Origin of the sequence: Collinsella aerofaciens ATCC 25986 (genome assembly GCF_964259375.1) — a bacterium.
Taxonomy (GTDB): Bacteria; Actinomycetota; Coriobacteriia; order Coriobacteriales; family Coriobacteriaceae; genus Collinsella; species Collinsella aerofaciens_BO.
Genome location: NZ_CAXVJM010000035.1, coordinates 1 through 2,938, shown reverse-complemented (window position 1 = coordinate 2,938; position 2,938 = coordinate 1). Strand labels below are relative to the sequence as shown.

The window sequence follows — 2,938 nt, the reverse complement described above, 5'->3', positions numbered from 1 at the left end:
GAGCTATTTCCGCGTTGCGATAGCTGCGGAAACGCGGGGTCCGTTCAGGCTGTTGCGTTGAGATTGAAAATCAACCCTATTCAGAGGATGAATTTGCTTCGATTGAAGCATCCTGTCTATCTCGCTACAAAATGACAGGGTACATGGACCCATTTCTTCCAGGCTTTAATCCGACCATATGCGGAGCCGTCAATAAATATTCAGAAGTTATTGGACCAGACGGTTCCTTATATAAATGCTGGAATGAAATAGGATATTCCGACAGAAGCTATGGGAGCATCTTTGAAAATGTAACGAGTAGCGCATCCGAAGTTTCCATATGGAATGCTTACGACTTTTGTTCAGATTCAGAATGCCTTAACTGCTCACTTCTTCCTATGTGCATGGGTGGCTGTCCCTTCACCAGGCTGTATGAAAATAAGACAAGCTGTGTATCCGCAAGAAAGAACTGTATAAAAGTAATGAGGGCGGCCTATGATCTCAAACATAAGAAGTGATGCGGATTCAACGGCGATCTTCGACTATCTGCCATATTTCAGACTTGGGTTTTCTTCCCAATTGCTTCTGGTTATAGCCTTTACGTTATGCTTAATAATATCTGGAATGATGGCCTCTGTATCCCCGCTGCTCACGAGCGCTCTGGTTGATAATATATCTAAAAAAGCTCCTTATGGTGCTATTATGATTGACAGTGCGTTAATTGGTTTCGCGGCATTAATCGATATTGTTGTCAGCTATTTAAGCACCCTTCTTTCAATGCGGATAACGACCGTGGCTGCATTCTCGATTGCTCGAAGAAAAATCGATGAGCTCGTGCGGATGCCTTTTGAGTTGTTTTTTGAGCAGGAGTCTGCTGAAAAAACTCAACAGATTTGTTCAGATGCCAATACTGTGGCGTCCTTCGGATTGTCGATGCTCCAGACGGTACTCCTTGCGATTGTCCAGCTAGGTATCAGTTTATTTTTTCTCTATGGATGTTCCACAGCGCTCTTTTGGGTTTCCGTGACATTTTGCATCTTGTATGCAATTGCATATGCTTCATTTAAAAAACCGCTTTTTGTTTCAGGTCTGACCTTTAAGGAAGAGCAGTCCCTGTATTTCGGAAAAGTGGAGTCCATACTTGCGCATCAGAGATTTTTGTATGTTAATGCGCTGTTCGAAAGAGCATTGAAATCCATAGATAGCTATTTTTCGTCTTTGCTGCACGCCGGAGTCGCCTATCAAAGTGTCGTTTCGAAATTTCAGGCAACTGATTCCTTTGCTGCGGCTGCGTCCCAGGTGACCATTCTTTTGATTTCGGCTTTTTATGTAATGCATGGAAGCATGAGTGTAGGCCAACTTGTTGCTGTTTCGAGCTACATGGCTTTAATGCTATCTGCCGTGAGGTCAATCTACGGTATAGGTAGCAGCGCACAAGACTGCTTCTCATCGATATCCCGTCTAAATGCCTCTAAATTGCCTTCGGCTGCTGCTGGAGAGGAGCTCTTGGAGATCGATTACATCGAACTGCATAATTTCAGCTTTACATTAAATGGAAAGTGTCTCTACAGCAACTTGAATGTCAGGTTTGAAAAAGGAAAGCTCTATGCTCTTGTAGGGATTAATGGCTCGGGCAAAACGACCCTTGCGTACTTATTGATGGGTTGTTTCAATTCGGATTACGTTGGGACTATTTCCTACAACGGTAAGGCCCAAGAAGAAATCAACTGTGAGCTCCTTAGGCAGAAGCTAGTTTCGTTTGCTGAACAAACTCCGATATCAGTAAAGGATATTCTTTGCGATAGAAACTTTCCTTCTATCGAAAGGAAGAGGTGCGGAGGAATGTCTCCCGGGGAACTGGAACAACTGGAAATTAGGCGGGTCTTAGAAAAGAAGGCAGACGTCTATTTATTCGATGAGCCAACAGCATCACTCGATATTGCTCATAAAGAAGCTCTGATAAAAGCTATGAAGGAAATGCGAAAGCACAAGATTGTCATTGCAATTACACACGATATGGACCTAATAGATGCTAGTGATGAGGTGGTAGAGCTTGGGAAAAGCGACTGAAATAATGCGCCTGGGGGCACGTTATCTACTGGGCACGATGGTTGCTAGCGTGCCGTGGGCTATTTGGGTTATTGCAAAAGGATCCCCCGCTTGGCTGTGCTCTACAGGGGCGCTCTTTTGTGCGTTGGTAGTCTATCTTTTTGCAACTCGGGGCGCTGTTTCTTGTGATAAGCCCAAACGGCGTGGGATTCTTTTGGGATGGCAGTTCATTTTCATCGTATTTATTATTATGGCCTCTATGCTCGATATAGGTGGAAAATCAATATCCAGATGGGTATTGGTCTGTTCGGTCTCAGTTTTGCATGAGCTGTTATTTAGGTACGTATTTTTATTTGAATACACAATCGTCGGAATAGTTCGGCCGTTTTGCATAAGGGCATTTATACAGTCGATGCTATGGTCATTGCTTCTCGTGACTCAACAGTGTTTAATCGGGGCACCCACAAATTACATCATTGCAATGATGGGGGGCTATCTTTGTCTGGGCCTTATTTTTGCGCTGCTCGTGCGAAAAACAGGGACAGTGTGTCCGTCTCTTTTAGCCATGATGTCTCTGGATTTTATCAACATCCTAGCTCTTTGAGTTACGGACAAAATCTTCAAAATCTTCAGGTGTTGGCACCATGGCAGATAAAGCCCGCACGGTGCTTTCGGTATGCAATAACATGGGCGAGGGCTGGCTGCTCACGGCCGAGATACTCGACCTAATCGATCACGGTGCGCCCAACATCATCTACACGCAGCCCTTCGCCTGCCTGCGATTCGGTTAGCGAGGATGCCGTGGCATCGGTCGCCGAGCGTCTGGGGGGCGGTGAGTAATCGCCTGCTTTAGCACTGCCGTTATTGCGAATCGGCACCGCTTCGGTATTTCCGCAATATTGCCCTCCAG

Annotated in this window: 4 protein-coding genes; all 4 read left to right on the top strand. The window is 45.3% G+C overall.

Translation table 11 applies throughout. The features are described from left to right. The first annotated feature begins 131 nt into the window (after positions 1 to 131). The 4 genes from ACEXKH_RS09580 to ACEXKH_RS09565 are packed head-to-tail and all read left to right on the top strand — an operon-like array spanning position 132 to position 2,819. Positions 132 to 497, top strand: coding sequence for an SPASM domain-containing protein (locus tag ACEXKH_RS09580; protein ID WP_373573935.1), 366 nt, complete (start codon positions 132 to 134; stop codon positions 495 to 497). After that, positions 475 to 2,049 (top strand): ATP-binding cassette domain-containing protein, encoded by a 1,575-nt coding sequence (locus tag ACEXKH_RS09575; RefSeq protein ID WP_373573934.1) that lies wholly within the window; start codon positions 475 to 477, stop codon positions 2,047 to 2,049. The genes ACEXKH_RS09580 and ACEXKH_RS09575 overlap by 23 nt, the downstream gene beginning before the upstream one ends. A 4-nt stretch (positions 2,050 to 2,053) precedes the next feature. After that, positions 2,054 to 2,632 carry a CPBP family glutamic-type intramembrane protease gene (locus ACEXKH_RS09570; protein ID WP_373573936.1) on the top strand — a complete coding sequence of 193 codons (579 nt, stop codon included), beginning with the start codon at positions 2,054 to 2,056 and terminating at the stop codon, positions 2,630 to 2,632. A 40-nt stretch (positions 2,633 to 2,672) separates the two neighbouring features. Further along, positions 2,673 to 2,819 carry a hypothetical protein gene (locus tag ACEXKH_RS09565; RefSeq protein WP_373573937.1) on the top strand — a complete coding sequence of 49 codons (147 nt, stop codon included), beginning with the start codon at positions 2,673 to 2,675 and terminating at the stop codon, positions 2,817 to 2,819. The last annotated feature ends 119 nt before the right edge of the window (positions 2,820 to 2,938 follow it).